This is a genomic window from Nitrososphaera sp. (assembly GCF_013388945.1).
GTDB lineage: Archaea > Thermoproteota > Nitrososphaeria > Nitrososphaerales > Nitrososphaeraceae > Nitrososphaera.
Genome location: NZ_JACAEH010000024.1, coordinates 15811 through 38748, shown reverse-complemented (window position 1 = coordinate 38748; position 22938 = coordinate 15811). Strand labels below are relative to the sequence as shown.

The window sequence follows — 22938 nt, the reverse complement described above, 5'->3', positions numbered from 1 at the left end:
GCTCTGCTGGGAGGAGTACGTGCCGCCTGGAGGAGATGCCGTGACCGTGGGAGGGGTGGTGTCTACACCATCGTGCGTCTGTGTAAGCACCATGTACATGTCGCCATTTGTAAAGCTGATCCATTGTGTTGTATAGTACTGGTGGTACGAGTTTGTGCCGTCAAACGGGTCTGCAGGGTCTTGATCTGTCATCACGGCTATGAGGTTGGACGAGTCGCCGCCTGCGTACTTTATCCCTATCCTGTCACCGGCCTCGATGTCATAGAGCTCGCTTGGCAAGGCGAAGGTAAGGTCGACGTAGCTTGTAGCAAGAGATGCGGCGTCTACGGTGCCGAACAGCTTTTTCACCGACAGGTCCGGGTTAAATATGCCGACTTCAGCCATGCCGGTAGGCGATCCTACTCTTTTGAGGCTGAGCGTCATCCTGTCTATTCTATCGCCCACAAGCTGCGATGACGGCGTGACCAGCTCAGCGTGTGCCTGCCTTGAAGAGAATAAGTTCAGACCGAATGTGGCAGTTGTGTCAGACATGTGTATCACGGGAAATTCTTGAATGATGACATACGATTCCGTGACGACGCTGCCGGTGATGCCTGCGAAGTCCTGTGCGAAGAACTGGAGCGTCCTCGTGCTACTTATCGGTATGGGCGAGCTGTACACAGGGCTTGACGTGGTAGGTGTGCTGCCGTCAGTGGTATAGTAGATGGTCGCCGGCTCGTCGGCGCTCAAGGTGACGCTCTGCTGGGAGGAGTACGTGCCGCCTGGAGGAGATGCCGTGACCGTGGGAGGGGTGGTATCAGTTGTCAGGACCATGATTGTGAACTCGGCTGTGGCTGTATTACCTTCAAGATCGGTGGCAGAACAGCTCACTACCGATTCCCCTACCGGCAAGAACGAGCCTGATTCTGGGCTGCATGTGGTAGTCAGCATCCCCTCAACATCGTGCGATGCCGTTACGTCAAAGGTTACAAAAGCTCCCGTAGAATTGGTGCCTGAAAACTGGACGTTTGAAAGCACAAAATCAAAACCGGTGCCAAATGCAGACTGTCCTGCAAACGCCAAAAACATGGACAGACCCGCCAGTACCATCATGATCCGCGATAAACAATATCCGTCGCTAGGAAGCAACTGCTTCAACGTCTTAAAAACTAGAACGAATGGCGATAAAAGTAGAGCAACCAAGAAAAGGTGTGTAAATAGGAAACTATGTTCAATTTTAATGACAAAAATGGCATGGACGTAGCGCTTCAGACACATTATCTGACAGTCATCTTTCCGACCATGATGAATAATTCGCGAGTCTTTACTTTGTCCTTGATGGACCTGGCCGGGACGCCGGCGACGACGTCGCCGTCAGGCACATTGGATGTGACACACGCGCCTGCTGCAACAAGGACATTGTTGCCTATAGTTATCTGGTTCTTAAGTGTCGAGTTGAGTCCGGTCCAGCACGAATCCCCAATCGTCGTACTCCCCCCGATTATTGTACCTGCCGCAAGCTGGCAGTCCTTCCCTATTTTCACATTGTGGGCTATGTGCACAAGCGCATCTATCTTCGTGCCCTGTCCTATCAGGGTGTAGCCCAGCGAACCACCGGCTATCGAGCTGTTTGCGCAGACTTCGACGTCATCTTCCAGAATCACACCGCCCAAGTGAGGGAATCTCTCGAGCTTTCCATCGCGATCTCTTTCAAATGCAAAGCCGTCATAGCCTATGGCAACGCCGCCTTGTATGTTGCACCTGCTGCCTATGCGGCATTCCCCGTACAGGCGGACTCCATCAGAGATTGAGGTGTCATCGCCTATCACACAGTTCTCCCCCACGGTAACAAAATTCCCTATCAGGCAGCGGGAGCCCAGCTTGGCTGTTTTGTGTATTACCGCCGTCGGCGCAATCCATCCTTCAGATGCGGCCGGGTTGTTGCGCCTGATGGAATTAATGAACTTGACAAATACCCTGCGAGGGTTCTCGACGAAAACAAGTTGCGTTTTCCCTTTGGGCAGAACCGTATTCTGCAGGCTCAACGGACAAAGGATGATTCCAGCGTTTGACTCGGCAATCAGCTTTTTCCCCTTCTCTCCCTCCCAAGAACAGAACGCCAGGTCGTCTTCTCCTGCATTTTCAAGCGACCTTGCTCCAGTCACAGACCTGCCGTCGCCGTTTACCAAGTAGTTTGCATCAAATCTTGTTACTATTTCCTCTGCCAGCCATTCCCTGCCAAGGTCAAACCTTATCGCAGGCGCGGCGTCCTTGAGGGTCATGGCAGGTCACTCCATCGGAGAACCTGCCTGAACAGCGCGGTTTTCATCCCTTGCCTGAAGGACTGGCGTTGCGTCACGCAATTCTGGTACAAACTCGATGACGTTTCCCGTATCCACGTCGCCTATCACCGAGCCGGGCAGGGGACTTTGTGGCATCTTGAAGAGCCTGAAATCTTGAGAGAAGCAGAGCTTTTCGACCTCAAAGCCCTCGACGGCAGTGATGGCTCCGTTGAGCCTGCTCTGCAACGCCCTGAACTGAGCAAGACCTTTGATCGCATTTGCCCTCGTGAACATCTTGTCTTTCTGTGACCAAAAGATCTTGACAAGCTCGACCTTTTCGTCTATGACATCTGAAATGTTGTAGTATACCTGCGGGTTAAAATCCTTGGTGACAGGTATCTCGTAAGCAAGCACGTTTTGATTGAACCTTGATGCTTCAAGCGTGCATTCAGCCACTGCGCGGTGGTCATGGTGGTAGTCTCTCTGGGAATGTGTGAATATAATGTCAGGCGATACCTTGTGGATAAAGTACTCCACATGGTTGATGAGTTTGCTGCCTACCGTCAGCTTGGTGTCTTCAAAGTCGTCTATCCAGAGCACTTCAACGCCAATGTACTTGGCGGAGGTCATCAGCTCCTTGCATCGCTGCTCGGGGTCTCCGGACGCGCCTCCGCGTGTAGCTACGTACATGAATACCTTGTGGCCCGCCCTGGTCGCCTTGAGCAAGGAACCTCCGCAACCCAGCTCTATGTCGTCTGGATGGGCGCCTATTGCCAGGATATTCATTTCAGGCAACCACCTGCAAGTCCACCCGTGTTAGTGGACATTGACATCCGTCTCCAGCTGCACCGGCGAGATGGAAGGCAAGTTGCTCAAGTGCAGCCTGTACTCACTGTCAACCTTCTTGGCGGCATCGATGATGCTGGTAGACAGCAAGCTTCTTTCCAGGTTCAGGAACATCTGGCTATCTTTGGGAAGGCAGTGTCCGCCAATACCGTCCTTGGCGTCCAGTATCTTCACGTTCCACTTCGTGTTTATGGCCTCCTTGAGCATGTTAAAGTCCAAGCCGGAACGATCACAAAATATTTTCAGCTCCTCTGCAAAGGCTATTTCCATGAACCTGTACGAATTTTCGACTATCTTGCAAAGTTCGGCGATCTCTGCCGATCTGACTTGATGCAGTGGAATGCCAAGCACCTCTCCGTAAAAATGTCCGGCCTTTTCCAGGCAGCACGCGTCAAATCCGCCTGCCACGCGAGTCTGCCTGACCCCATGGTCCTGCCTTTCCTTGCTGTAGAAACGGTGCGGGACATGAACTACATGCAGCCTGTGCCTAAGAATCGCTGCTATCTTGTGGGTAGTTCCTCTTGTAATTGTGCTATCTATCCCAACCAGGGCGCCCGTCTTGCCCTCCCTTGATATTCTTGACGCTACATCGAAAAGGCCGTCCAGGTGCGGGATAAACATGTCATCGGGGTTGTGCGTGGAGACGCATATTATGTAATAGTCATAATTTGAAAAGTCCTTCGCTGCGTTTTCGATAACGCCGCTCCTCAAGGCTCTGTGAATCGCCTTTTCGCTGATGTCAAACCCATCAACATGCAATCCAAGCGATGTCATGTACTCTGCGTTGCTATATCCAATTTGTCCCAGTCCGATGACCAGTATCCTCTCATTTTTAGAATTGCCGTTCGTATGGTGCATGCGGGCTTGAAGCAGGCTTTGTTATGAAAGACTAGTGACCACTTGTGGTGATTACGACAAAAAAAATATCCGGTAGAACATGAAATAATGACATTTGTCACCATTGCCGCAAAGCTGTGTGCAGAACTGAGGCGATGGCTGACATGGACGCTAGTTGAAGGCAATGGTGACGGGTATCGACAGCGACACCTTGTTGTCTGCCTTGTCTGTCGCAATGACCTTTATAGTTGTGGGACCGGCAGACGTCACCTTATCTGAAAAAGACCACACCGACCAGTCTCCTGGTCCGTTTGGAGTAGCAAAAGTGTACGGATTGGATCCCACCTTCACTATCACATTGTTGACACCCGTTCCGGCATCCGTAGCGGTTCCGCTCACGTTGACCGGGACGTTGCCGGAAGGACCTTTGATGACAGAGCCCGGAAAGGGGGAAGCAATCCTCAGAAGGGGCGGGAGCTTGTCGTTGATGATGCTTCCTGTTCCTGGAAACTTGATTATCTTTCCCTCTGAGGGCACGGTGTTTCCATTCAAAACGTGGATCAGGTAGTAACCCGGCGGCGCAAGGTTGGCGTTCAGCGGGGCAGACACTGTGACGTTGCCCCCGCCCTTGGAAGTTATACCAAGCCAGACGAGTCTCTGCTCGGTGTTATAGTGGTGGGTCGTGTTAGATATACGCACCATCGAAACGGACGATATCGATTGCGGATTTTGTGTGGGAATGGAGATGGAACCACCATACCCCCCCACGGTTGGAGTGCCATTGATGACAGGTCTTGAACCGCTTAAAACATAGTCGGGACTGAAAAGCTCTGTCCTGAGTTCCCAGTCGTGTCGGGATGCTGTGCTGCTTGCGGTCCATACCCGGCCGTCGGGCAGGAGCAGTGCGACTGAGTGGTATACCCGGGGTACGGTGGCTGAAGGCAGCACAGTCCATGTCTCCGTAACAGGGTCGAACAGTTCCGCGGGCATCACGGGATCCGTATTCATGATGGCTGCCCCTCCGAATACTCCCACTTTGCCGTTTGGTAGAATGACTGGGTTAGTCATCCTCCGTGCATAGTTCATGTACATGGAAATATCCGTCCTTATTACTGGGTTGAAGTTGTTTGGAGCAGCGTTAAAGTCTGCTATCTCGCAGTGGTTTGTGGCCGGCTGATCCCAAGCCAGAGATCCTCCTGCCACCAACACCTTGCCTTTTTCGCCGGTACTGTTCTGCAGCGGAAGCAGGACGGAAGTGCCATAGCTCCTCCAACCCGGCCAGCTCATGTTGGCGGCCCACCTCCACCGTCCGGTGGAAGGCTCCCATGTGTACATATTACGAGTCATCCCGCCAAGGAACAAGAGGCCGCTTGGCATGAGATGCATGCGGGGATAAAGTGAGACGTAGGGGTTGACACCGTTGCCGGGTCCTCCGTAGCAGGGCGAGCCGGCGCCCGGAAGCGAGCTGCCGTTTCCAACGCAGTAGGTGAGGCTTGACCCTGTATCGAACTTTATGGTAAACGACTTGACTTTGTCGTCGTACACTTCGGTGAGCTTGTTGTCAGAACCATACTCGTCATAACCGGCAACAACCGCAACTTTTCCGTCACCCATAGTGACGCAGGTTGGATACCACCTTCCGTGGGCCATGGCCTTTGTCTTGACTAGGAGGCCAGTGGCTACATCAAACTCGTACGCCGAGGAGAGCCCGTGCCACTTTCCGTCGCCTGCCACCGTGTCCCAGTCCTTCGTGCCCCCTGCCACGAGAATGTTCCCGTTATCCAATTGCGCGTGACCACAACAAAACAAGTCTTCTGAAAGCTCCAGACTCGAATCCGTGCCCGTATTTGGATCTGCAAGTTTTGCATAAAAAGGACCGTTCTGGAATGACGTATGGTAGCCTGATCCTGCGACTATGAGCATCTTGCCGTTATGCAAAAGAGATACATGGATGGCAACTATGCTGGTGCTCGGACCGATAGACCAGGAACCCGCGGATTGGGCATAGGTGGGCGCGATTGTACGGCCGCCCTTTCCAGAAGGAACGAGTGCAAACAGGCTCCCAAATGCCACGGTAGACGCTCCGGCTGCAAGAAATCTCAGAAAATCTCTTCTGGAAATTATTGCAGACATGCACGGATTCGCAAGGGATACTGCATTCAATTATTAAAGAAAAACTTCCCTGAGGGTTGCAAATACTGAAAATACTTGCCGCATTGGTGACAGGATTGGAAGAATCTTGCCACAGCTGCGCAAGTAAATGGTAGCGAATAATTTATTTTGGAAAAAAGGTTCAACAGTGTGAAAGTCTCGCTATTCTTGCTTGTTGCGGTTGGCTCTGCGGCAGTACTTTCCGCCTTGGCAGCCGCGGCCTACAGTCCTTCCTATGTTCTGGATTTCCTCCTTCAAGGCGATAAGCCTGTTATCTCGGAAGCAAGCGCAAAGATACTTCCTGTCGAGATAAATGAGCTTTATCGCGCAAAAAGGATTGCTGGAGACGGGGCGACGGGTTCGTACCAGCTACAGATTTATGAAAACTACATCGACGATACGAAACACTGCGAATTCTGCACAAGGGTTATGTACATACCGGGCGGGCAGGGTGTCTCTGCGTTCTCTTTCAGAGATGATACAGGTTACGACCTCACGGGTGCAAAAAGGGCCAAGTTCTTCATTATGGGTGAACAGGGTGGCGAGTCCATTTCATTCAAAGTCGCAGGAAAAGTCATGAAGGGTAACGGCGTGGCCGACAAGCTTTTCAAGAACATGCGTTTTGAGTCGGAAACAGAGAACATCGTACTTGACAAAGAATGGAAAGTCGTAGAAATTGACCTGCGCGGCAAGGATCTCAGAAACATAACTGATCCCCTTGGGTTTGAAGTGAAGAAAGGCAAGGATCTGCAACCAGTCATTTTCTACCTAAAGCAGATAGTGTTTGATACCGAGCCTCCAAAGAACCCCGTCTCCCTAAAGACGAGGAGCTGACACACATGCCATTCTCGCGCCCCATTGTATCCAACAATACCGGAAATTTCGCCTGACTGGTTTTCATTAGTCGATATTCTTTACCTAATTGACCATATTATTTTCATGGGAACAAACGTCCCCATCAACAAATGAAATGCCTAACAGAACCAAGCAGGAAATAATGGTAGAAATGCTCAAGTCGATGGATGTACCAGTTCTAAGAACTTATGTTATGTACAGAGCACGACTGAGTTATAGTCAGTTAAAGTACTATCACAACATGCTGGTTAGAAAGAAGATGATAGAGCAGGTGGGTGAAAGGTGGGTCATGACTGAAAAAGGGAGATCCTACCTGAAGGCTTGCATAATTGCTAACGAGATTCTGGGGGACGACTGAATCAGTCTTCGAGAATGCGCAGGAACGGGAGATCGTTGCTTCCCATCTGCTGTATGCTCTCCATCCACATCACCTCACCCACTCCGTCAATGGCCCTCACCTTCTCGATGAACTTTGAGAGTTCGAGGTTATCTTGAAAAATTATCCTCGCTCGAAGGTCAATGTTACTGGTGCCTATGGCGCGGCTGACACTCACAACCCGGTCCAACTCAAGGAGACGCTCTGCAACTTTTTCCATGGTTCCGCTTTTGATGTGAATCAGAATGTCTGCGTTACGTAGACCGAATTTGGCGACTTTCAGATTGTAAGAGTATTCCAGAAATTCCTTTTCGAGCCTCTTCCTGTGCCGCTGGACTGTTGTTAGCGGGATGCCCAGCTTCTTCGAAAGAAGAAGGGAAGAAACGTGCCCCTTCGACGTGATAAGGCTTTTGAGCACTTTTTTGTCCACCGTGGAAAGCTTGATGCCGCCCGTCTTGGCTGTGTGCCTGGATAGTAGGTTTGTAAGGCTAGTCACGATCCCTTCCAGCTGGCTGGCTGAAAAATTCTTGAATGCTTGCTGCTGGGCGCCCAGGAACTCTAATTTCTCGAGCAAGAGCCTCTTTCTGGAGGACTCTGTTGAACCGTACAGTTCAGCAATTATCTCAAATACATGCTCCTTTTTCGTTCCCGCAGGTATGACCTTATCCACCATGCCCAGAAGGTCTCCGTCACTTTCCTTTACACCTGCCGCCAGCAGAACCTTGAGGTGGCTGTTCACTTTTTTGGCTTTGAACAGTTCGTGCGCAAGATGGACGTTCATCTTGGTGTTGATCAGCACGGCGCAGTACCTTTCTGGGTCTTTTGACAGCTCCTCAAATGCTTTTTCCGGCACCGAAAAAGTGGCCATGCCATCGCCGTCGAACACGATGCACCTAAACGGTACTATGGATATGCTGCCATTCAAAGACCCACCCTTTGCGCGTCCCACCCCACTTTATGAATCGTCAGGAACTATTAATGCTTAAAGTCCAGAATAGTCTCATAGTAAAGACATCTGTCTTAGGCATTCACCGACTTTTGAGGTGACGCCAAATGCACTTTTTGCAACAGGTTCCCATAATTCATGACCTTTGTGACACTTTGCAACCTTGTTGTTGCTATGTTGTAGGTGCAAGTCAGATATACTTTTGCGGAAATCTATTGGGAGAGAAATGATTCCCTTCATGGATAATGCAGGCTTGACCACATCGTCTGAACCCTTGATGCCGAAGATACAGGGGGCGGGGAAGATTTGATGTTGTGCGTGCTCTGCCATACGAAAATAGATGTAGCATACAATGACCTGTGTTTCGAGTGTTATAAAAAAAACCGCGGGTTAAAAAGACCCCGCGTCAGGTAGCCTCGGCAGTCACGGCAGTGGGTTTATCTCTCTTACGGAGAATTTCTTGTAGTCAGCCGCCGAGATGTAGTCGCTCCGCAGCATTACCGTAGGGTACCCATTGGTGATCACCCAGTTCTGGGCTCTCCAGCTGCCGCAGTCTATCCACGTGTAGGCGTTGCTGCCCCACGGTACTCCTGAGGCAAACCAGCTGCCATTATCCACATACTCGGCTGCCTTCTGCCAGTTGCCACCATTCTTTCCGTCGGTGGTGTCATAGTACATCTGTAGCTTGACGCCCTTGCCACCATTGATATTTTGTACTATGAACTTTACGCCTATCCACTGGTCTTTCGGGAATGGGCCGTCCCCTGACCATGGCGTAGGCCACGGATATGGTGCCAGCGTACTGTAGGCGACGTGATTTATGAGCTCCTTCTGGAATACTGCCTGACCGTTGAACTTCATCATGCCGTAGTACCCAAAGCCGTCGCAGTTGTCCTTGCTTTCAGCCCAGCCATTCCTTGCTCCTGCAGTGAACGCCTGGTAGGTGGCCGATTTGGACTCGCTTATCCGTTTGACGTAATAGGTTATTTCGACATTCTGCCAGTTCTTTGAATTCGTTTTGTCATGTATGTAGAACCTTGGAGCATCGCCGCTCACCCTCGCTGTCCCATCGCCATTGACCTTGACGTAGTTGATCTGGCCGTGAATGTCAAATTCCGGGTCGTAAGGGTCCCATCCCCATCCAAGGGTTCGAGGGTTTGAGTTCCACTTGGCAAGCCATTCTCTTCCGCCGCTCTTGGTGTCATGCAACTTGGTAATTCCAAACTTGTCTGTTTCCGTGGATGTCACTACCACCTTGGTTGTGTACCATCTTTCGTTTCCGGCGTTGTCTGTGGCTCTTGCGATCAGCGTGTGTGTGCCGGGCGGGAGCACCCGGGTGTGCTTCCAGGTCGACCAGTCGCCCGCATCCTTGGGGATCGCTGGCTGGTACGACGTGTTCTGGGTCCTCACCTCTACGAACCTCACACCGCTTCCGCTGTCTGAGGAGGTACCCGTTATGTTGACTGTTACACCCGATGAAGGGCCCGCAACGCTGGAACCTGAAGATGGCGATGTTATCGAAACTGCCGGAACGGTTGTGTCGATAGAAGGCGAGTAGTAATGGATTTTCACCTCGTTGATGGCCGCCCAGTCGTTCTCGGTGTTGCCATTGACCTTGATCATGATGTACTTGGCTAGCCTATCTGGAAAGTCGTACCTTTGTAGAGAGAGCGTCGAGCCACTGCTCTTGCCAGTGTAGGCATCTGTGTAGTTTATGCCATCCGTTGATGTTGATACCGCGAAGGTGTACTGGCGTTCTGTTCCTTTGTACCAAGCGATGTCTACATAGCACACGCTTTTCTGTGTTCCGATATTGTACTTGATCCACGAGCCTTTGCCCTCATCGGCCCATCCTGTGACGAGGCTGCCGTCCATGGTATTTTCCGGAGGACTGCCTGACTGGTATCCGCTGGAAGATAGCGCAACAGCGCTGGATGTGTAGCAGACTGCTTCTGCTGGGGGGTTCGGGAGTGCCGCGAAGGTCGCGGCGAGCAACGAGCCTGTAAGAAAGAATAACAATGCAAGTCTCGAGCTCATCTTGTTCACCCGTCGTGTTTGTTTGAGAGTTGCGATTTTGTGTGTTGCAATTATTCTCTCTCACTGGGCTTGTAAGATACTATTTAAGAGGTATGTAAGGCGATACTGGAAAGTCATCACAGAAATATTTAGTATAATCTCGTTGCGATCTGTTCTAGCTTTTGAGAGCAAGAAAATGGTCGTTATGTCCAGTCTTCCAGGGCAGCTTGCATTCCCTCTTGTCCAGCGGGCAAGAGTATGCCTTGCGACAGTAGTCGCAATAATGAGCATGGTCACCTTGCCACCTGACCATTCTCTTCTTCCAATTCCTCCATGCGGGAAAGCACGCTTTCGATGTAGTCGCGTGTGAACATCGACTGCAGCTTGATTCTCTTTGAAATCGGCAGAAGCAAGTTGAGAGATTTGAGAATCTCTACTTTCTTGTCTATATTATCTTCGGCACGGCATAGCCAGACCATGCGTTTGATGGTATTGCGCGAAGATTCCATCGAGGATTTCTACGTCGCGACAGATTAATCGATAGAGCTCATTTCAAAAAGAATTTCCGGGTTTTCTTTTCGAGAATCCACAGGTAAATGGACACGAGATTTCTGATCTGCCTTGTCGCGTTCTGTTTCCGGAATATCTTTCTATTGTGCGTTCTGACAACATACACGCGCACTACATGTTGTAGATCTCAGTCACACGCGCCAGGATTTATCCAGTTGACTCAACTTAAAGTGCGTGAAATTTGGGAAACGACTATCAAACAGCTCAAGCACGACCTCTCTGTCCAGAACACCCTCAATTGCCAAGAGGCTGTCTGCCTTGGCTTTTGTGGCGCTGCTTGCCACCATGCCCTTTTCATACATGGTGACAAGTGGTGAGGAAGCGATCCCGACAATCCTCCCTGCGCTAAGCGTTACTGCCATAGGCTACGAGCCGGGTTCTACCAACGTGCCAGAGAACATCATCGACGGTGATCTGGTCACAAGGTGGTCGAATGAGGGAAAAGGCTCATGGATAACACTGAACATGGACTCTGCCAAGATGGTAAATTACCTGGATATAGCTTGGTTCAGGGGAGACATACGAAAGACAACTTTCGAGATATCCGTTTCAACTGACGGCGATAATTTTACACCTATATTTTACGGGACTACCAGTGGCGGCACCACCAATTTCGAGACTGCCGACTTTCCGGATACTTTAGCTAGGCACGTCAAGATCGCAGTCTATGGAAACACGCAGAACAACTGGTCTTCGATTAACGAGGTCAGGGTCTATGGGATGGCCGACGTCGCAGGTCCCCTGATCTTGGCTCCAGCGGACATGACTGTAGAAGCAAACGGCCCTATGACCGAAGTGTCCATTGGAACTCCGACAGTGATAGATGATATGGATCCTTCACCTGTCGTGACAAACGACGCGCCTGCAGCATTTCCGATGGATACGACGTCAGTGATTTGGACCGCGACTGACGCTTCGGGCAATATTTCGACAGCCGTCCAGAGCATAACAGTCAGGGATACCACTGCACCTGCAATAATCGCGCCGCCCGATATTACAATAGAGTCAACAGGAACGTTGACCCCCGTTGCACTGGGTATGGCTACCGCAGCCGATCTCGTCGACCCGTCGCCGGTTATCGCAAACGACGCCCCTATCCGACTTCCTACTGTTACGCCCGATGAAACATATCCAGTAACGCACATGTCTGATACTACGGCTTCCTTTGGATTAAGCATGCACTCGGGCAGACAAGCGCACGTAGAGGTAGTCACGGAGCCATCCCAACTGGTGGGCAAGAGCATAGACCAGATAACTCTTAGAATGAAGAAGGTGGGATCGCCTATAGGTACGGCGCAGATAGGCGTGTTCAATGTCGATCTAAGTGTTCACAAGCTCTTTGGAAATCTGGACGTGAGCAAGATCGCAAAGGACTACACAGACTATACATTCGCACTTTCCGGCGACGAGCTGTACAGGATAGAAGTTGGAGATAAGATCGGAATCAAGTACAGCGGAGGCAGCTATGGAAACTACGTGGCAGTTTCGGTGGACCAGGACAGCAAAGATACATTCGACGGTGCAAATGCATACCTGCAATACTACACTACATACTGGCAAAGTTTTCCGAATTATGACATGTACATGGTACTGAAGCAAACCCACGGATACGCTGCAGAGAGCACAAGTGCAGAAGCAAGCCCGGATCCGGTCTTCCCCGTAGGTACCACCATTGTAACTTGGACTGTGACGGACGCTTCGGGCAACACATCTACAGCTTCGCAAAATGTGACGGTGATTGCCCCGGCTATCACAAAGGACAGGTTTGGAATTGCAATGATTTACAAGACCATTCCCAGTGGAAGAGAATGGTACTCCAACTGGGATAATGGCAAGGTCAGAACCTTGCTATCTGGAGAGCGCGACCCGTACAATTCTGAACTTGTCGCCCGAGGCGACGGAACGGTGAAGATAGACGGTCTGGGCATCGCCACGATGAGCGGCAACTCCCCTAGAATGTACGTCTACGATGTCCAGAAATCAAAAACCTGGACAAACACCGAACTCACATTCTACGCAAAGCGCATAAGCGAAACAAAGACCCTCAGCTACCAAGGATTCGTTGCTGGCTCAAGGACAAACCATCAGGACGCACATATTGACCCGTGCCTTGGAGCAGGGTATTATGGCAGGATGCTGTACGATGGACGAATAAACTTCCAGAAGGAGATAGTGCATCATGGAGCCTATAGCGAAACGCGCCCAGGACCAGACCTTTCTACATGGTGGAGTACCCCTGACAAGACCCTGCCGAAAAACACATGGGTAGGATACAAGTTTGTCCTGAAGACCGTCGACGGCGGACAAAACGTAAAGCTGGAATTGTACAGGGATCTGACAGATGGCAAGGATGGCGGAGACTGGAAGAAGCTGATGGAGTATACCGATAAGGGAGGCTGGGGACAATATGAATCTGGGCTGGATGTGCAGAAGACGTGCGGCATTCCCGAAGATGCAAAGGTCCTTTGGTCGGGAGTTTCTGCATTCATCAGGAACGACGCTGTCTCCTCTGTCCAGTACAAAATGTTCAGCATCAGGGAGGTCGCATGACGGTATCTTTGCTGGCAGCGACTCTAGGCATGCAGCGAGCTGCAACGATAGTAAAGTTAAGTGGGGCCAGTGGGATTTGAACCCACGACCTCCAGCGCCCCGGGCTGACATCCTGCCAAGCTAGACTATGGCCCCTTGCGGAAACACATTAGCTGACCTCTATTAAACCTTGAATATTTGGCTGGCACCTACCCCTCCCTCTCCCCGAAGTGCTCCTGTAATTATATGATAGATAGAGAATACAGGAATCAGAGCCATCAGTCGATGAGGACTGCGCAAGCAGTCTGATGTGGGCGGGTTGGGCGTTGCCGGTGACAAGGCGCAAAACCCAAGGCAATGGTCAAGCTCAAGCCGTGATAGCGGCAAAGGGCGGCACGGTGTCTTGCCGTTCAAAAGGCTTGGCAGGTGAAGCGATGAAGGGGAACGTGAGACTGACGCTAATCCTCCCAGTCGATGCCAAGAAGGAGAATACCAAGTATTCGACATGACCAACCTACACCGCTTTCATACGCCTGAAAGAAAGTATGCCGAATGTCCCTAGCGCGGCAGTGTACGCGACAAGTATGCCAAAATCGATCAACGGATCGGCGCTCCCAATGCCAAGCATCATGCCCCGCAGCGAGCTGACGCCATAAGTGGCCGGGTCTACAGTCGTCAGCGCCCCAAGCCACGACGGCAGGTTGTCAAGCGGGAACAGCGCACCTGACAGGAAAAAGAGCGGGAACACCACGAAACTGACCATCATCTGGAACCCCTCGAGGCTGTACATGTAGCTGCCAAGCGCAAGCCCAAGCGAGGTGAGCCCAAACGACATCAGCAGTATTACGGCGACAGCCTGCGCCACCGAGACTGCTGTGAACGGTATGCCTATCGCGGCTCCAATGGCAAGCAGGATCATGGCCTGCGCAAGCGACGTCGTCATGCCGCCCAGTGTTTTTCCAACAAATACTGTCCCGCGGCTCACGGGGGCCACCATCACGCTTTTCAAAAAGTCGAACTTGCGGTCCCAGATGATGTACGAGCCGTAAAACACCGACGTGAATATTATAGACATGGCGATTATGCCGGGGAAGATGAAGGTCTGGTAGTCCACGTTTCCGGCGTCAAAGCCTGCGGCAGAGCCGATGCCTGAGCCTATGACAAACAGCCAGAGTATGGGCGTAAACGTTGACGCCACGAGCCTGCTCTTTTCGCGCAGGAAAACCTTGAACTCGCGCAGCCATATCGCGTACACCTTTGCAAGGTGGGCCTCAATCATACTTGGCAAACCTCTCCATAAAGCCGCCCTCGGCCTCCTCTTTGATGTTCCTGCCCGTCAGCCTGATGAACACGTCGTTGAGGGTAGGGCTTGAGAACTCGGCTGACTCGGCCTCTATCACCTGCAAGAGCGCCGGCAGGCTGCGCCTCGCGTCCTTTACCGACAGGACAAGAAAGCCGTCGGCAAACTCGGCCTTTTGCACAAAGTCAAACTTTCTTGCAATTTCGCCGGCGTTTTTGTCATGCGTCTTTATTCGTATGATGTCGCCTCCAAGCGACGCCTTCAGGTTCGCAGGCGTGTCGAGCGCGACTATTCTTCCTTTGTCTATCACTCCAATCCTGTCGCACAAAAGGTCCGCCTCTTCCATGTAGTGCGTGGTAAGTATGATGGTCACTTTCTCCTCTTTTACAAGGCGCCGGACGTACTTCCACATCGTCTCCCTGCTTGCCGGGTCGAGTCCCAGCGTCGGCTCGTCGAGGAACATCACCTTTGGCTTGTGCAGGAGCCCCCGGGCTATCTCGAGCCTGCGCCTCATCCCGCCAGAGTAGGTCTTGACCCTGTCGTGCCTTCTGTCAAACAGCCCCACCAGCTCCAGCACTTCATCTATCCTCTTCTTCCGGATGTTGCCCGGGACGCTATAGAGCAATGAGTGTATGTGCAGGTTTTCATATCCTGTCAGCATGTCGTCGCTGCTTGGAGCCTGGAAGACGATGCCGATGCTTTCGCGCACCTTTGAAGGCTGCGCGACGATGTCAAAGCCGTTCACAGTCGCCGTGCCCGACGTCGGCTTTAGCAGAGTCGCAAGCATGTGGATGGTCGTGGTCTTGCCCGCGCCGTTTGCGCCCAGAAGCCCAAAGACCTCGTTCTCCCCGATGTCAAGCGTCAGGCCGTCTACAGCGGTCAGGCCGTTGTAGCGCTTGACAAGGCTCCGTATGTTTATCAAGCATTATCACTTGACGCCTTGGGCTAATATATCTAGAGAAAAAAAGTGAAAAAAGAAAGAGGTTTAACCGCCTATCCTGAACATCTTGGTGCCGCACTTGGGGCAGACGCCCTGTGTGGCAGGCTTGCCGTTTTTCATGGTAATCTTCTTGGCATCTTTCATTTCGCGCTTGGCTTTGCACTTCACGCAGTATGCTTCCATAGTGCCCCTAAACCTGACACAGTATATAAAAATGTTGAAATTGCGCCTCACTGCTCGGGGACCAGCCAGTCCGTGAGGGCGTCCAGCTCCTCGCAGGCTATGGTCACTCTGATGGGCCCAAGCGCCGACTCGCTCTCGTCCTCGATTACCACTGCAATCCCCGCAGTCGCTGCCTGCTTGTTGAGGAGGAACCAGGTGCTCGTGCCTGCCCGGTTGTCAAGGAGCATCCGCCTCAGGACACCCATTGCAGACCTCGACCTCACCTGCTCGTATATCTTCTCAAGCGCCCCTGCGCCCGTCGCCTTGCCTATCACCCTGCTCCCGTACCGGAACTCGGGCGAGCAGCTCACCATCTGGTTGACGGCGTCAATGACCTTTTCTGGATCCTCGGACGGGTTGACCGCGGCTTCCACTTTTACCTCTATCAGAGACTGTACCGGCGGCTTTCTCAACTTGCTTCCTCCAGCCACTCGCTAACAATCGCCCACGCCTTTTCCTTCAGCTCGTCAATCGTTATCTCGTTGTTTGATATGGTCTCGTCGGCAAGGGCTATCGCCTCGCTGATGCCGACTGACAGTTCGCGCTTGTCCCGGCCCGCAAACTCGTTGCTTGATGTTGGCGCGTCAGACCTTTTCCGGTCTACCAGATGTTTAAAGCGCGTGTCCTGCGACGCGTGTATCGCCAGCAGTTTTACCGTGCCCACTTTTTTCAATACTTCAACTTCAGGTATGCTGCGTATGCCGTCTATCACCAAGTTGCTTTTGTTGCTGTCGCGTTCAAGTTTTTTCAGGATAAGGTGCGCTACTGCGCCCTGGCCCAAATCTTGCCTGAGCTTTATCATCATCGACCCTAGGTTTGAGTCTGTGGGCTCGAGGCCCTGCCTCTTTGCTTCCTCTCTCACCGCGTCGCCCATCGTTATCACTGAAAAACCCTTCTCCTTGAGGAAAGACGCGACGGTGGACTTGCCCGCACCGGGCATCCCCGTCAGGCAGACTATGAGCATTGGCAACGCCTGTCTGTGCTACGGCGCAGCTTTATCATTATTCCGCCGAGAGGTCCCAATAATTGGCTTCCTTGAACTCGTCCTTGGGCTTGCCAAGCGACTTCCACTCTTTGAACGACTTGGGATACAGCTTCACATTGTTGTAGCCTGCAAGTTTCAGGGCATAGTATGCAAGGCCCGACAATGTCCCGACGCTTCCGCAGTAGGTGATTATCTCCGAGTCCTGCGGGATGCCGCGGTTTTCTATCATGCGCTTCAGCTCGTCGGCCTTGCGCAGTATGCTGCCGTTTGAGCCAAGCATGGTGTAGGGGATGTTCCTTGCGGTGGGGATGTGCTCTGTCAGGAAATTGAGCCGCTCGCGCGAGTCTACAAGCAGTTTTCCTTGCTGCGACTGCGCAGCTTCCACGTACGGCGCGTCGGCGTACATCTCTTTGTTTACGCTGAGCGGGTGCTTGGCTCGCTTGAACGTGTTTTCCTTTGCCTCGACCTCGAGGCCTAGGCCCTTCCACTGCGAGAACGTCATCTCCAAAAGCGCCGTGTTTGTGTGCCCGACGTACTGGAACGTCCAGGCGACCCTTGCGGCAAGGGCGCCAAACGTGTCATCGTACACCACCACCGGCATCTTTTCAGTTATCCCAAGCTCTTCTAAAATCTGCACGACGCGCTCGGGGCTATCGTTTTCCAAAAGCCGCGCAAGCGGGAGCGAAACAGCTGTTGGGATGTGGCCTGCCTTGTAGTCCTCCGCCCTGCGCACGTCCACTACGCGAACGGACTTTTTGCGGACAAGCGTGCGCAAAAGATCTGCGTCGCACACTATTGGCAGCCGCACAAAGCCGGGCGCGCCCTTTGCCTTCTTTGCTACCTTGACAGCTCTAGCCTTAATCTTGGGCTTGACCTTTGCCTTGGCTGCCTTTTTCAAGCCGCGCATTCTCCCCTTGCAGTCTTGGCGGTAAACTTGGAGTCGCTTCCGTAATCCCTGTACGCGTCGGGGTCGCTCTCGGCCGGCGGGAGCTGTATTGCCGGAACCAGCACTTTTTTCATGTCGTCTAGGTTCTTCACGTTCCCTGCGCCCTGGCCCTTCACTATCCTGACCACCCACTGGTGCAGGGTCTCGCCTTGCGAGCGCTCGGTCCTGTAGGTCTCTATTATCTTGAGAATGGTGTCAATCACGCGCTTTGCCGGCACGCGCATTATCGCCCTTCCAAGCTCGCCCTGTTCGCCGGCGCTTCCGCCAAACAGCATGGTGTAGGTGGGCGACATGGTGTTGCCTATCCTGGTCGCGCCGCCAAAAAAGCCGATGGTGGCTATCTCGTGCTGGCCGCACGAGTTGGGGCATCCGCTTATCTTTATCGTCGCGTCGGCGAGGCTGTCGTCGGTGTCAAGCCCGAGCTCCAGGAACCTGCGCTGCACCTCCTTGGCAAGCCTGTGCGAGTTTGTGATTGCAAGGTTGCACGACGTCGTGCCGGAGCATCCGACCGCGGACGCGACCGTGAGCGCGCCCGGGTTTGCAAGGCCTGCTGTTGAGAGCCTGTCAAAGAACTCCTTCAGGTCCGAGCCGCGCACGTAGCGCACGGCAAAGTTCTGCTGCGGAGTCGTGCGCGCAACTCCTTCTGCAGACAGCTCGCGGATTGCAGAGGCAAGGACGCGCAGCTGGCTTGCGGTGATGTCGCCTGCGCCAAGCGTGATGAACACCGTAAACATGCCTTGCTGCTTTTGCGGGACGGTGTTTGTATGGAGCCACCTTTCAAAGGCCGGGCTGTCCTTTGTCACCTTGTCAAACATCGGCAGCTTGACGATGCCGTTTGACTTTGGCAGCGCACGCTTGTCGACCTGCGACTCGACGTCATAGCTTGCCGCAGTCGCAAGCGACGTGGTCATCTCCACCGCGGTGCGCTCCTTCAATACCATCTTCTGGAATTTCTCCCATCCCGTCTCGTGCACGAGGTAGCGCATCCTGTTGCGCGCCATGTTCTCGCGGTTTCCGTGCCTGTCAAACAGCCTGACAGTTGCCATGCACGTCGACAGTACGCGGTCTTCTGGAGTGAAATCTTCAAGCGGGTGGCCTATGAACGACGCCGCGCCAAGCCCGCCGCCCAGGTACACCCTGAAGCCCTTTACCTGCCTGCCGTCTATTTCCTTGATAGCAGGCACGAGGCCGATGTCGGCCACTTTTACCAGGCCGTGCTTTTCGCAGCAGCCAAAGTTCACCTTGAACTTGCGGGGCAGGTTCTGGCACATCGGGTTGCGCAAAAAGAACCTTGCAACTGCCATCGAGTACGGCGTGGCGTCAAACGCCTCGTTGGGGCAGACGCCTGCAAAGTGGCTGCACATGACGTTTCTGACGGTGTTGCCGCAGGCCTCGCGGGTAGTCAGGCCGGATTCTACGAGCCCGCGCATCACCTCGCTCACGTCTTCGAGCTGGACCCAGTGCAGCTGTATGTTCTGCCTCGTCGACACGTGGGCAGAGCCTATCGAGAAAGCTTCGGACAAACTTGCAATCTTTTCTATCTGGTCTGCTGTTATCTCGCCGGAAGGCACCTTTATCCTGACCATGGAATAGTCGGCGTGGAGCCGCGAGCCGTATGCGCCGTGCTGCAGGCGGAAGCGCCTAAAGTCGTCTTCGGAGATCTTGCCCTGTCTGAAAAGCTTGACCTTTTTGGCGAAATACTCGGTCTCTTCCTCCCTGCCCCATTTTGGGTTGGGCTTTGGAGGCGAGACGCCCCTTTGCTTCTGGCTTGCAGCGGCTGCTCTGGCTCTGGTCATCTACTGCTTTAAAACGGCGTTTTAAATCATATATTTTTTGTGGATAGTGGCATTTACAGCAATGCCACTTAAGGAAAGCGGCAATAAACGGCATCTATGTGCAGAATGCTTAATAAAATCGCGGACCTTTCAGGGGCATGGCTAGGCGAAAATCAAGCCAGAAAAAGAAGAAGGCAGCAAAAAAAGTCTCCCCGATTCCAAAGGCATTCCACGCAGTCACACCCGGCCTCGCAGTCCGCGACGCCGCGCAGGCAATAGAGTTCTACAAGAGGGCGTTTGGCGCAAAGGAAAAGGGCCGCATGCCCGGCCCCGACGGCAAGCTTATGCACGCCAATATCGTGATAGGCGACTCGCACATAATGATGGGCGAGGAGAACGTCGCGATGGGCAACCCGTCGCCGCTGTCCCTCAACGGGTCCCCGGTGAGCCTCTACGTCTATGTCAAGGATGCCGACAAGGTCTTCAACCAGGCGGTAAAGGAAGGCGCCAGCGTGGCGATGCCCATGATGGACCAGTTCTGGGGCGACAGGGCGGGGATGGTCACCGACCCCTATGGGCACAAGTGGTGGCTTGCTACCCACAAGCGTGACCTGACGCCTGCGCAGATGAAAAAGGCCGCAGAGGAGTTCTTTGCGTCCATGAAGAAGCAGTAGAGCAAGCTTAAAATCACCTATCGGCAGGCTCTGTCACTGAACGGTAAATGGGCAAGAGGACACTGGTTCGCCGGCGTGGGCGCGGAGGCAAGCAGTTCCGCGCAATTACAGTCGGCAAGATAGCACCGGCAAAATACCCGAATTTCAAGCTAGAGGAGCATCACAAAGGTACGGTAGTCGACATCGTGCACGAGCGCGGCAGGGACGCGCCACTTGCAAAGGTGTTCTTTGACGACGGCAGGTACTCGTACGTGCCTGCGCCGGAAGGAACGACTGTCGGGAGCGTCATGGAAGTGGGCACCGGCACGTCTGCGACGCGGGGCAACATTCTCGCACTCGAATCTATTCCGGACGGCACAATCGTCTGCAACATCGAGAAGAACGCCGGCGACGGCGGCAAGCTGATAAAGTCTGCCGGCTCGTCTGCAATAGTATTTGCGCACGGCACCGAGGGCGTCACGATAAAGTTCCCGTCAGGCAAGTTTTTGACGCTGAACGAAAAGTGCAGGGCCATGGTCGGCGCAATCTCTGGCGCCGGCAGGAAGGAAAAGCCTTTCCTGAAGGCAGGTGTGCGCGCAAAATACATGCAGGCGCACGGCCGGCTGTATCCGACTGTCAGGGGCATCGCCCAGGCGGCTGTCTACCACCCGCACGGAGGAGGTAGGCACCAGCACATCGGGCGCCAGTCGTCTGTCAGCAGGAACACCCCGCCAGGGCGCAAGGTCGGCAACATCGCACCGCGCAAGACCGGCCGCGGCAGGGTCAAGGAAACCCCGCAAAAGGCCTGAGGGGCCTTTTTCCCTTGTTGCATAAAGGCTATATTCTTCTGCCCCACGCAAAAGTGTAAATGAGAGCCGAGCAGTTTTCAAGGAACGTCCTGGCGCTTGACGCCCGGATAAGGTTTGCCGGCGTCGTGGAAAAGTCCGGCCACCTGTACGCCGGTGTCCGCAGGGAGGACGCTCCAAACAAGCTTTCAGACAAGAGCACCGAGATATCCCTGGCGCAGTCGGCGTACATCGTCGACCTGCGCAAGATGTTCACAAAAGAGCTCGGCGAACTAAAGTCTGTGGTCTACACCTACGACAAGGTCAACATCCTGAGCATACCGGTAAAGGACCACATCGTGGTGCTGTCGACAGAGTCGTCGGCCGCGCCGGATCAGGTGGCGGCCACGGTGAGGGACTACATCAAGTCGGTTGAAAAGGAGCTCCAGCTCTCGCCCCCCGCAAACGTGGTGACTGCCGAAAAGCGGGAGGCCATGCGCAACCTGCTCGACTCGGGAATTTCAGAGGAGCTTGTCGCAGAGCAGCTCGACCTTGACGTCGAGCTTGTCAGGATGCTTGCAAAGGAACTTACTAACCAATAGTCTTGAACCTGTCAAGCGACTTCCAGAGGTACCACGTCGCAACCGAGCGGTAGGGCCGCCACGGCGTGGCTATCTTTTCCATCTTGTCAGGCTCAGGCAGGCTTCGCAGCAAGTAGGCCTTCTGCATCGCCCTTCTCAGGCCCAGGTCGCCCACAGGGAGCACGTCGGGCCTTCCCAGGCAGAAAATGAGGAACATCTCTGCAGTCCACCTGCCTATGCCCTTGACCTCCGTCAGTTTTTCGACGACCTGCTCGTCGCCCATCCTGGCAAGCGCTGCAAGGTCTATGCTGCCAGAGTGCACGCGGGCGGCAAGGTCGCGTATGTACTCTGTCTTTCTGCCGGAAAGCCCGACTGCCCGGAGCTTTTCTGCAGGCGTCTTTAGCAGGCGCGCCGGCGTGGGAAAACTGCCTTTGTATATCTTCAAGAACCTGCCGTGAATCGCGTCGGCGGCGCTTCCTGCAAGCTGCTGGTACATTATGGCCTCAACAAGCGACTGGAACGGCTCGCCTCCCGACTCGATGGTATAGTCGCCGACGGACCGGATTATCCTGCCAAGCCTCGGGTCGGCCCTTGTGAGGTGCAAAATGGCCTCTTTCAGCCGTACATCTGCTCCTTTGTTGGCGGCAGGACCTGCTCGCTTCTCAGCTTTTTCAGGGTCTTTTCCATCACCTCTGCCTCCTTCAGGAGCGCCGGCACGTCGCACTTTGCGCCGGGTGCTAGCTTTGCCAGAGCCTCCGCGACGGCCGCGCCGGCGCGAAAGTCGGGCGCGTCGTGCACCACCTTTACAAGGAGCACGATGACGTCGTAGTTGCGCCACGAGCCCTCGTTCAAAAGTATTGCGGGGATTCCAGAGACCGAGCCGGAAAGCGCGGGCGGGATGCCGGCTTCGGCCGCGATTTTCAGCGCGTGGGGCGTGCTTGCCACCGCAAACACCTGCGGGCTTGCCTCGTTGGCCGCCTCGCCCTCCTCGTACGGTATGCCTGCCGCGCTCACGATGAGGTCGCAGTTGCTGTTGAGCGCCCACTCTAGCATGAGGTTTGCCGCAGGCCTGAAAAGCGACGCGTCGAGGTTCAGCTCCGACACGAACATCGCAAGTTTTAGCTCTTCATTTGCATAGACGCGCGCAGGAAAGTTTGGCATCGCGTTTCTGATTATCGAAAGGGGCGGGAAGGCCGGCGAGTCTATCATCGCCACGAACTCGGTCTTGAGCGAGTGAATGAGGCACTCTGATGCAATCGCGTTTGCAAGCCCGACGCTTGGAAAGCCGTCCACAACGATCCCGCCTTTCAGGTTCACGTTCTTTAGCTTGCGTATTTCAAGTGGAGGTTCGGACAACACACAAG

23 protein-coding genes and 1 tRNA gene are annotated in these 22938 nt (G+C 53.6%); 6 read left to right on the top strand and 18 right to left on the bottom strand.

The window, feature by feature from the left end; translation table 11 throughout:
• The 5 genes from HXY31_RS11430 to HXY31_RS11410 form a co-directional block, all read right to left on the bottom strand.
• A partial coding sequence (locus HXY31_RS11430) for a chitobiase/beta-hexosaminidase C-terminal domain-containing protein (RefSeq protein ID WP_292643103.1) occupies positions 1-1068 on the bottom strand: 1068 nt, incomplete at its 3' end.
• A gap of 188 nt (positions 1069-1256) precedes the next feature.
• Positions 1257-2261, bottom strand: coding sequence for a UDP-3-O-(3-hydroxymyristoyl)glucosamine N-acyltransferase (locus HXY31_RS11425; protein ID WP_292643101.1), 1005 nt, complete (start codon positions 2259-2261; stop codon positions 1257-1259).
• 6 nt (positions 2262-2267) lie between these two features.
• Positions 2268-3047, bottom strand: a complete 780-nt coding sequence (locus HXY31_RS11420) for a PIG-L family deacetylase (protein WP_292643099.1) — start codon at positions 3045-3047, stop codon at positions 2268-2270.
• A 30-nt stretch (positions 3048-3077) separates the two neighbouring features.
• Positions 3078-3965 (bottom strand): NAD(P)-binding domain-containing protein, encoded by an 888-nt coding sequence (locus HXY31_RS11415; protein WP_292643097.1) that lies wholly within the window; start codon positions 3963-3965, stop codon positions 3078-3080.
• A 150-nt stretch (positions 3966-4115) separates the two neighbouring features.
• A complete protein-coding gene (locus HXY31_RS11410) occupies positions 4116-6077 on the bottom strand; it encodes a galactose oxidase-like domain-containing protein (RefSeq protein ID WP_292643095.1) in 1962 nt (653 codons plus the stop codon).
• A 168-nt stretch (positions 6078-6245) separates the two neighbouring features.
• Between HXY31_RS11410 and HXY31_RS11405 the strand changes: the two genes are divergently transcribed.
• Together HXY31_RS11405 and HXY31_RS11400 are read left to right on the top strand one after the other, a co-directional pair.
• Positions 6246-6929, top strand: a complete 684-nt coding sequence (locus HXY31_RS11405) for a hypothetical protein (RefSeq protein ID WP_292643094.1) — start codon at positions 6246-6248, stop codon at positions 6927-6929.
• A 136-nt stretch (positions 6930-7065) separates the two neighbouring features.
• On the top strand, positions 7066-7308 hold the full coding sequence (locus HXY31_RS11400; protein WP_292643092.1) for a winged helix-turn-helix domain-containing protein: 243 nt from the start codon (positions 7066-7068) through the stop codon (positions 7306-7308).
• Between the two features lies 1 nt (position 7309).
• On the opposite strand, the gene HXY31_RS11395 is transcribed toward HXY31_RS11400, so the two are convergent.
• From HXY31_RS11395 to HXY31_RS11385, 3 genes are all read right to left on the bottom strand, one after another.
• Positions 7310-8275, bottom strand: a complete 966-nt coding sequence (locus tag HXY31_RS11395; protein WP_292643091.1) for an Lrp/AsnC family transcriptional regulator — start codon at positions 8273-8275, stop codon at positions 7310-7312.
• Between the two features lie 420 nt (positions 8276-8695).
• Complete coding sequence (locus tag HXY31_RS11390) at positions 8696-10309, bottom strand: discoidin domain-containing protein (protein ID WP_292643107.1); 1614 nt, start codon at positions 10307-10309, stop codon at positions 8696-8698.
• Positions 10310-10581: 272 nt separating this feature from the next.
• Entirely contained in the window at positions 10582-10797 is a 216-nt protein-coding gene (locus HXY31_RS11385; protein ID WP_292643089.1) for a hypothetical protein, read from the bottom strand.
• Positions 10798-11125: 328 nt separating this feature from the next.
• On the opposite strand from HXY31_RS11385, the gene HXY31_RS11380 reads away from it, so the two are divergent.
• Entirely contained in the window at positions 11126-13408 is a 2283-nt protein-coding gene (locus HXY31_RS11380; protein ID WP_292643105.1) for a discoidin domain-containing protein, read from the top strand.
• 61 nt (positions 13409-13469) lie between these two features.
• On the opposite strand, the gene HXY31_RS11375 is transcribed toward HXY31_RS11380, so the two are convergent.
• The 8 genes from HXY31_RS11375 to HXY31_RS11340 all read right to left on the bottom strand — a co-directional run bounded on the left by HXY31_RS11375 (position 13470) and on the right by HXY31_RS11340 (position 19576).
• Positions 13470-13543: transfer RNA gene (locus tag HXY31_RS11375), tRNA-Pro, on the bottom strand.
• Between the two features lie 358 nt (positions 13544-13901).
• Positions 13902-14666: an ABC transporter permease gene (locus tag HXY31_RS11370; RefSeq protein ID WP_292643087.1), complete on the bottom strand. Its 765-nt coding sequence runs from the start codon at positions 14664-14666 to the stop codon at positions 13902-13904.
• Positions 14659-15609, bottom strand: a complete 951-nt coding sequence (locus HXY31_RS11365) for an ATP-binding cassette domain-containing protein (protein ID WP_292643085.1) — start codon at positions 15607-15609, stop codon at positions 14659-14661. Before HXY31_RS11365 ends, HXY31_RS11370 begins: the two co-directional genes overlap by 8 nt.
• A gap of 63 nt (positions 15610-15672) precedes the next feature.
• Complete coding sequence (locus HXY31_RS11360; RefSeq protein ID WP_292643083.1) at positions 15673-15810, bottom strand: DUF5679 domain-containing protein; 138 nt, start codon at positions 15808-15810, stop codon at positions 15673-15675.
• A 47-nt stretch (positions 15811-15857) separates the two neighbouring features.
• Complete coding sequence (locus HXY31_RS11355) at positions 15858-16262, bottom strand: RNA-binding domain-containing protein (protein ID WP_292643081.1); 405 nt, start codon at positions 16260-16262, stop codon at positions 15858-15860.
• Positions 16259-16813 (bottom strand): nucleoside monophosphate kinase, encoded by a 555-nt coding sequence (locus HXY31_RS11350; RefSeq protein ID WP_292643079.1) that lies wholly within the window; start codon positions 16811-16813, stop codon positions 16259-16261. Before HXY31_RS11350 ends, HXY31_RS11355 begins: the two co-directional genes overlap by 4 nt.
• Positions 16814-16850: 37 nt before the next feature.
• Positions 16851-17642: a rhodanese-like domain-containing protein gene (locus HXY31_RS11345; protein ID WP_366933105.1), complete on the bottom strand. Its 792-nt coding sequence runs from the start codon at positions 17640-17642 to the stop codon at positions 16851-16853.
• An 86-nt stretch (positions 17643-17728) separates the two neighbouring features.
• Positions 17729-19576 carry a nitrite/sulfite reductase gene (locus HXY31_RS11340; RefSeq protein WP_292643075.1) on the bottom strand — a complete coding sequence of 616 codons (1848 nt, stop codon included), beginning with the start codon at positions 19574-19576 and terminating at the stop codon, positions 17729-17731.
• A 137-nt stretch (positions 19577-19713) separates the two neighbouring features.
• Here HXY31_RS11340 and HXY31_RS11335 point away from each other — a divergent pair, with 137 nt between their 5' ends.
• Genes HXY31_RS11335 through HXY31_RS11325 form a run of 3 tightly spaced genes read left to right on the top strand, consistent with a single transcriptional unit; the run spans position 19714 to position 21595 of the window.
• A complete protein-coding gene (locus tag HXY31_RS11335; RefSeq protein WP_292643074.1) occupies positions 19714-20229 on the top strand; it encodes a VOC family protein in 516 nt (171 codons plus the stop codon).
• Between the two features lie 47 nt (positions 20230-20276).
• Positions 20277-21017, top strand: a complete 741-nt coding sequence (locus HXY31_RS11330) for a 50S ribosomal protein L2 (RefSeq protein ID WP_292643072.1) — start codon at positions 20277-20279, stop codon at positions 21015-21017.
• Positions 21018-21076: 59 nt separating this feature from the next.
• Positions 21077-21595, top strand: coding sequence for a DUF6659 family protein (locus HXY31_RS11325; protein ID WP_292643070.1), 519 nt, complete (start codon positions 21077-21079; stop codon positions 21593-21595).
• Here the strand turns inward: HXY31_RS11325 and HXY31_RS11320 are convergent.
• Positions 21585-22178, bottom strand: a complete 594-nt coding sequence (locus tag HXY31_RS11320) for a DNA-3-methyladenine glycosylase (protein ID WP_292643068.1) — start codon at positions 22176-22178, stop codon at positions 21585-21587. The two genes, HXY31_RS11325 and HXY31_RS11320, sit on opposite strands and share 11 nt — an antisense overlap.
• Before the next feature lie 11 nt (positions 22179-22189).
• On the bottom strand, positions 22190-22930 hold the full coding sequence (locus tag HXY31_RS11315; protein ID WP_292643066.1) for a PAC2 family protein: 741 nt from the start codon (positions 22928-22930) through the stop codon (positions 22190-22192).
• Between the last annotated feature and the right edge of the window lie 8 nt (positions 22931-22938).

Bases quoted from the DNA above. Each gene is read 5' to 3' on its own strand.
- HXY31_RS11425 (WP_292643101.1), bottom strand. From the start codon at position 2,261: ATGACCCTCAAGGACGCCGCGCCTGCGATAAGGTTTGACCTTGGCAGG.
- HXY31_RS11420 (WP_292643099.1), bottom strand. From the start codon at position 3,047: ATGAATATCCTGGCAATAGGCGCCCATCCAGACGACATAGAGCTGGGT.
- HXY31_RS11415 (WP_292643097.1), bottom strand. From the start codon at position 3,965: ATGCACCATACGAACGGCAATTCTAAAAATGAGAGGATACTGGTCATC.
- HXY31_RS11410 (WP_292643095.1), bottom strand. From the start codon at position 6,077: ATGTCTGCAATAATTTCCAGAAGAGATTTTCTGAGATTTCTTGCAGCC.
- HXY31_RS11400 (WP_292643092.1), top strand. From the start codon at position 7,066: ATGCCTAACAGAACCAAGCAGGAAATAATGGTAGAAATGCTCAAGTCG.
- HXY31_RS11390 (WP_292643107.1), bottom strand. From the start codon at position 10,309: ATGAGCTCGAGACTTGCATTGTTATTCTTTCTTACAGGCTCGTTGCTC.
- HXY31_RS11385 (WP_292643089.1), bottom strand. From the start codon at position 10,797: ATGGAATCTTCGCGCAATACCATCAAACGCATGGTCTGGCTATGCCGT.
- HXY31_RS11370 (WP_292643087.1), bottom strand. From the start codon at position 14,666: ATGATTGAGGCCCACCTTGCAAAGGTGTACGCGATATGGCTGCGCGAG.
- HXY31_RS11360 (WP_292643083.1), bottom strand. From the start codon at position 15,810: ATGGAAGCATACTGCGTGAAGTGCAAAGCCAAGCGCGAAATGAAAGAT.
- HXY31_RS11350 (WP_292643079.1), bottom strand. From the start codon at position 16,813: ATGCTCATAGTCTGCCTGACGGGGATGCCCGGTGCGGGCAAGTCCACC.
- HXY31_RS11340 (WP_292643075.1), bottom strand. From the start codon at position 19,576: ATGACCAGAGCCAGAGCAGCCGCTGCAAGCCAGAAGCAAAGGGGCGTC.
- HXY31_RS11335 (WP_292643074.1), top strand. From the start codon at position 19,714: ATGGCTAGGCGAAAATCAAGCCAGAAAAAGAAGAAGGCAGCAAAAAAA.
- HXY31_RS11330 (WP_292643072.1), top strand. From the start codon at position 20,277: ATGGGCAAGAGGACACTGGTTCGCCGGCGTGGGCGCGGAGGCAAGCAG.
- HXY31_RS11325 (WP_292643070.1), top strand. From the start codon at position 21,077: ATGAGAGCCGAGCAGTTTTCAAGGAACGTCCTGGCGCTTGACGCCCGG.